The organism is Rosenbergiella nectarea, assembly GCF_900111105.1.
GTDB lineage: Bacteria > Pseudomonadota > Gammaproteobacteria > Enterobacterales > Enterobacteriaceae > Rosenbergiella > Rosenbergiella nectarea.
Window position 1 is genome coordinate 289,162 of the sequence record NZ_FOGC01000003.1, and the last position, 6,239, is coordinate 295,400.

The 6,239-nt window shown below is 49.6% G+C and carries 4 protein-coding genes and 2 pseudogenes; 1 reads left to right on the top strand and 5 read right to left on the bottom strand.

Annotation, left to right across the window (positions count from 1 at the left end):
* Positions 1-23 precede the first annotated feature (23 nt).
* Positions 24-3,479: a transcription-repair coupling factor gene (mfd, locus tag BMX14_RS06015; RefSeq protein WP_092674209.1), complete on the top strand. Its 3,456-nt coding sequence runs from the start codon at positions 24-26 to the stop codon at positions 3,477-3,479.
* 36 nt (positions 3,480-3,515) lie between these two features.
* Here the strand turns inward: mfd and BMX14_RS06020 are convergent, their stop codons facing one another.
* The 5 genes and pseudogenes from BMX14_RS06020 to BMX14_RS16560 form a co-directional block, all read right to left on the bottom strand.
* Positions 3,516-4,067 carry a glycine zipper 2TM domain-containing protein gene (locus BMX14_RS06020; RefSeq protein ID WP_092674212.1) on the bottom strand — a complete coding sequence of 184 codons (552 nt, stop codon included), beginning with the start codon at positions 4,065-4,067 and terminating at the stop codon, positions 3,516-3,518.
* Between the two features lie 311 nt (positions 4,068-4,378).
* Positions 4,379-4,537 carry a hypothetical protein gene (locus BMX14_RS16555; RefSeq protein ID WP_177173095.1) on the bottom strand — a complete coding sequence of 53 codons (159 nt, stop codon included), beginning with the start codon at positions 4,535-4,537 and terminating at the stop codon, positions 4,379-4,381.
* A 215-nt stretch (positions 4,538-4,752) separates the two neighbouring features.
* A pseudogene (locus BMX14_RS16830) lies at positions 4,753-5,283 on the bottom strand (polymorphic toxin type 25 domain-containing protein).
* Positions 5,284-5,383: 100 nt separating this feature from the next.
* Positions 5,384-5,635 carry a hypothetical protein gene (locus BMX14_RS06035; protein ID WP_092674222.1) on the bottom strand — a complete coding sequence of 84 codons (252 nt, stop codon included), beginning with the start codon at positions 5,633-5,635 and terminating at the stop codon, positions 5,384-5,386.
* Positions 5,632-6,239, bottom strand: a pseudogene (locus BMX14_RS16560) (hypothetical protein); the annotation flags it as partial. The gene BMX14_RS06035 and the pseudogene BMX14_RS16560, both read right to left, overlap by 4 nt.

Consider the following 6,239-nt stretch of genomic DNA (forward strand, 5'->3'; position numbering starts at 1 on the left):
TTAAAATGAGATAATCGAAGTTTATGACGGATATCCAGCAGTATTCACTGCCCAGAAAGGCAGGCGATGTGCGACAATTAGGCGAATTAGTCGGCTCTGCCTTTGCCATTGAGGCGGCTCGTATCGCGGAACAGCATGATGGCTTGGTAGTATTGATCGCCAGTGATATGCAGAATGCACTGCAGTTGACCAGTGAAATCGGCCAATTCACGTCGCTTAGCGTTAATACATTACCTGATTGGGAGACGCTGCCTTACGATAGCTTCTCCCCGCACCAAGATATTATTTCGAGTCGTTTGTCGATGCTCTATCAACTGCCATTGATGGAGAAAGGGCTGTTAATCCTACCGGTTAATACCCTGATGCAGCGCGTCTGTCCCCATAGTTTTTTGCACAGCCATGCTTTAGTCATGCAGCGCGGGGACAAACTCTCTCGTGAAACGTTAATTCGTCAACTTGAACAAGCGGGCTATCGTCATGTTGATCAGGTGATGGTCCACGGTGAGTATGCCACCCGTGGTGCGCTACTTGACCTCTTCCCTATGGGCAGCGAGGCCCCCTATCGCCTTGATTTTCTGGATGATGAGATCGATAGCCTGCGTTCGTTTGATGCGGATACTCAGCGCACGCTTAACGAAGTCGATGCGATTAGCCTTCTGCCGGCGCATGAATTCCCGACGGATAAAGCGTCAATTGAGCGCTTTCGCACACAGTGGCGTGAGCAATTTGATGTGCTGCGTGAATCAGAGCATCTTTACCAGCAAGTCTCTCGCGGGACATTACCCGCGGGGATAGAGTACTGGCAACCCCTGTTTTTTGATGAAGCCCTGCCTCCCCTATTGAGTTATTTTCCGAAACAAACGCTATTGGTGAATACCGGTGATTTGGCAGGATGCAGTGAGCGTTTTTGGCAAGATACGGCCCACCGTTACGAAAACCGTCGCGTTGATCCGATGCGTCCTTTGGTCGAGCCGACTGCACTCTGGCTAGCGCCTGATGCCTTGCATGCCGAATTGAAACACTGGCCGCGTATTCAATTATTGTCACAAGCGCTCCCCAAAAAAGCCGCGAATACCAACTTGGGTTACGAGGTTTTACCGGCGCTTCATCAACCGGATAATCAACAGAATCCGCTAGATCCCCTGCGTAAACTGCTGGAGGCGCACAGCGAGGATCGCGTTATCTTCTCTGTCGAGAGCCAAGGTCGTCGCGAGCGACTACAGGAGATGCTGGCGCGCATTAAGCTTCGACCAACCACCATTACGCAGTTCGCTGAGGCACAACAAGCGGGTGCCTACCTGATGGTCGGTGCAGCTGAAAAGGGCTTTATTGCTCAGCCGCAACGACTGATTTTTATCTGTGAAAATGATCTGCTGGGTGAGCGTGTGGTGCGCCGTCGTCAAGATACGCGTCGTGCGATCAATCCAGATGTGTTAATTCGCAACTTAGCAGAACTCCATCCGGGCCAACCGGTTGTCCACCTCGATCACGGTGTTGGGCGTTATGTCGGCATGACCACCTTGGAGACCGGCGGCGTTACCGCGGAATACTTGGTGCTGAATTATGCCAATGATGCAAAACTGTATATTCCTATCTCTTCGCTGCATCTGATCAGTCGTTATGCGGGGGGGGCCGATGAGAATGCGCCGCTGCATAAACTCGGCAGCGATGCGTGGAACCGAGCGCGTCAGAAAGCCGCAGAGAAAGTGCGTGATGTCGCGGCAGAGCTGCTGGATATTTATGCGCAACGCGCGGCGAAAACCGGCTTTGCCTTTACCCAATACCGTGAAAACTATCAACAGTTCTGCGCCTCGTTCCCCTATGATACGACCCCCGATCAGAAACAAGCCATCAGTGCGGTGATCAGCGATATGTGTCAACCGCTGGCCATGGACCGCCTAGTGTGCGGGGATGTCGGTTTTGGTAAGACCGAAGTGGCGATGCGTGCCGCGTTTCTCGCCGTCGAAAATAACAAGCAAGTTGCGGTGCTGGTGCCGACCACCTTACTGGCGCAACAGCATTACGACAATTTCCGTGACCGCTTCGCCGACTGGCCAGTACGCGTCGAGATGTTATCCCGTTTTCGCAGTGCGAAAGAGCAAAGCCAGATCCTAAAGGAGGCGGCCGAGGGTAAGGTGGATATTCTGATCGGCACGCATAAATTACTGATGAGCGATTTGCAGTGGTCTGACCTAGGGCTACTCATTGTCGATGAAGAGCATCGTTTTGGTGTTCGCCATAAAGAGCGTATTAAAGCGATGCGTGCGGATGTCGATATCCTCACCTTGACCGCCACCCCTATTCCTCGCACCTTGAACATGGCAATGAGCGGTATGCGTGATCTTTCCATTATTGCTACGCCACCCGCCCGCCGCCTTGCGGTCAAAACCTTTGTCCGTGAGTACGATGCCTTGGTGGTGCGTGAAGCTATCCTGCGTGAAGTGCTGCGTGGCGGCCAAGTCTATTACCTTTATAACGATGTCGAAAACATCAATAAGGCGGCAGAAAAACTCGCCGAGTTAGTGCCAGAAGCGCGGATTCGTATCGGTCACGGTCAGATGCGGGAGCGAGAGCTCGAAAAGGTGATGAACGATTTCCATCATCAACGTTTCAATGTGTTGGTCTGTACCACCATTATCGAAACAGGTATCGATATTCCCACCGCAAATACCATTATTATTGAGCGCGCCGACCACTTCGGTTTGGCACAGCTCCACCAATTACGGGGTCGTGTGGGACGCTCGCACCATCAAGCCTATGCCTGGTTGTTAACGCCTCATCCGAAGGCGATGACGACGGATGCCCGTAAACGTCTAGAAGCTATCGCCTCGTTAGAGGATTTAGGGGCTGGATTCGCCCTGGCGACCCATGACTTAGAGATCCGTGGTGCCGGTGAATTACTGGGTGATGACCAGAGTGGCCAGATGGAAACGCTCGGTTTCACGCTCTATATGGAGCTGTTGGAAAATGCCGTGGAGTCATTGAAAGCAGGTAAGGAGCCCTCTCTAGAAGATCTGTCGCAGCGCCATACCGATGTGGAGCTACGAATGCCGGCGCTGATCCCAGATGACTTTATCTCTGATATTAATACCCGCCTCTCGCTCTATAAACGTATTGCCAGTGCCAGCGAATCCGCTGAACTGAACGATATTAAAGTCGAGATGATCGACCGCTTCGGCCTGCTGCCCGATCCGACGCGTAATCTATTGATGCAGACGGAGATCCGTCTTCACGCTGAATCGCTAGGGATCGCTAAAATTGAAGCCGGAGAGAAAGGAGGCTATATCGAATTCGCGGAACAAAATAATGTGGATCCCGGCTGGTTGATTGGGCTACTGCAACAAGATCCGAAACAGTGGAAGCTTGACGGGCCGGTAAAACTGCGGTTTACGCGTGACTTAAGCGAACGTCAATTACGGATTAATTGGTTGGTAGAATTGTTGGCACAGATGGACAAACACCGCGTAGGTGCTAAGTAGACCTTCTCGCAGCCACCTAAGGGTGGCTGCTTACCCTCAGCTCTTCTGCACGGTCGGTTCGCTCAATTTTAAATTCCCTTGTGCATCCAGCGGGATCACCGAGCCAGGTTTGTGGTCCATCATAATCGTCCCTTGTTTATCCCCGACCTTATAGGTCACGTTATACCCCTTCGTGCGCTGCTCCTGAGTATATTGCGTTGAGCAACGACGATGAGAGGTCTGATAAGTATCACTATTTTGTAAGCTTTGCTGGGCTTGGTTGCCCGCATAGCCTCCCGCCAGCGCGCCGGCTACGGTAGCAATATCCCGTCCATGTCCGCCTCCGAACTGGTGACCTAACACGCCCCCCGCTACGGCCCCTAATACCGAACCGGTAAGACGGTTTTCGTCTTGTACCGCTCGACGATGGAACACATTGACGTTACGGCACACCTCGTGGGGCGTTTTAATCGTTTCGGTCTGCGGCTGTACCGCGATGACTTCAGCAAATTGTGGGGGGTGTTGCGTAAAATGACTGCCTGCGACCGCCGCAACTCCCAGAGCGGCTAATGCGCCGATGCCAACACCGGCAACTAATGATTTATTCATAACATCTCCTGCAATTTATTCTGGTTAATGGATACAGGGTTAACGCTTTGCTCGCGGAATAACTGCGCTGAGTGTGCCAAATCAATTTAGTATCAGCTATCGGAATTATGGAGAAAATTAGGATAAGACTCTGCCTAAAGTAGTGAGTCGCTATTTTATATGGCTGGCTGTGGGAGATGAGTAAGAATACAGGTTAGCGCTCGGGATAAGCCAAACAATCACTCTTTAGATTCTGGCAATACCCACCGTTTGATTAGCATTATCTCTCCCTCACCTATCCACGGTGGCGCCTGCTTCCGTTGCTGTTCTTTTTACTTATCGAATATCGGGGTGAGCGTCTGGTTGGCATGGGCGCGGTCTTTATCCGTCTGTTTTATTCCGGCCAGCTCTTTCTCTTCTGCGGGTGTCAGAGGCTCTTTCAGTATGTCGCGTTTCTGTTCCAGTACTTTCTTACGCTCGGCTTCATCCACACTCAGCCAGTTATTGTCAACTAAAAAATCCCAACCACTAAAGGCTGAGATCTTGACGTTAATTTATAAATAGATATCACCTCTTAAATAAAGGTAAAAAGTGGTAGGCAAACCAGTAAACGAGACTTGCAGGAATCGCTCCAAAAGTAGCGCCCTTTAGCCCATGCCATAGGTTATCAAAATAAAAGACGCCTTCAGCTAAATATTTCAACCCTTCAAAAAAGAAAAAAAAAAGCAACGACAATGCAACTTTTCTCCTGGTTAAAATCATAATGATAGAATTCAGTTCCAGAAGCACCATTAATATCTACTTTTTCACCAGAGATATTGGTTGATATACCGCTCCATCCCAATGATGGATCTACTCCAAAACTAAAACCAACACCATCTTTTCCATAAGATATTTCGCTAGAAGTGATACCAAGCCCTAATCCTATGGAACTATTGCTTTCGGAATCAATAGTTCCAGGAAAATATGGTCCAAACTGAATCCCTATCTACCCGGAGATACGCTCACCGACTGCTAATGTTTCTCCACGATTAGCTGAAAACTGGTATGGATCTAGACTCGCAACAAAGTAATAACCGGCCCCCGCACCTCCGGCGACCTCACCTTTTAAATAAAGTTTAACTTTGTACTCAGTTCCCCAGGAAGGCCCTTCACCAATAGCAATACGATTTATCCCGTCTTGAATCTGCTCCGGCGTCAGATTGTTATTCACCGCATACTGGTTCCACGAAGTCACCGCCTAGCCATAATTCATCATGCCTTTCGTTAGCTGGAACCCATCACCCAGTGCATTATTCTCAACAACAGTCCCGGTCAAGGCGACCGGGACTTATAACTTAACCAGGTTTGGATGACTTTTTTCTACGACCTTTAAATTTATCAATCAAATTAAAGGTAATTGCAGCTAATGTTATTGCTGATCCAGCAATAATGCTTTTGAAAAGATTCCTCATAATTTCTTCATAAGGTAAATAAAATCCACCCAGATGAATAAAACTTGAAACAACTTTTATGATTAGACCCAATAAGAAAAAACCAACAGTAAAATAAGCAAAAAGAACTATGTATTTAAGAGTGGACTTCATCATTTTCCACTCTCCTGCTTTTTGATAATACTTGTGCCTGCATCAGTGGCAGCTTCGGAAGCAAAAGCCCCTCCAATATCGTAGATGAATCCAGGCAGTTCCTTTCTTGTTATTGAATTAACAATCCCCGGCGCATACTCCCCGAACATGCCGCCAACCCAGGCACCGGCGGCAGAGGCCCCTATCGATCCTGGATTTGGCCCATCAGTAAACACTGCTCCACCTGCCGCTATGCCCACGTTCTGCCAGACTCCACGCCCCGGTGCCAGACCGCCCATAATAGCGGCGGCTCCCGTACTCAGCGGATCGTAAACTTTTCCTTCATTCCCCGACAGGCTCATATCAAACCACTGATAACTTCCATTCGCGACGGCTGCAATTACGCTACCGCCCACAACTTTCGCTATCGAGGCCGCAGGACCTAAGTAGATTGCGACTCCTATCATTAAGCCATCTGTGTAACCCTCAACAATGGCTTTCGTAATATTCGCTCCCTCGGGTAAATCCCCTTTCACATGCTGACTGAGCGCTGTATTGATTTCATCTGGGGTTGCACCTTGCTGAGCCATGGACATTGCTAATGAAGAGGCTGATTGACCATAATCCG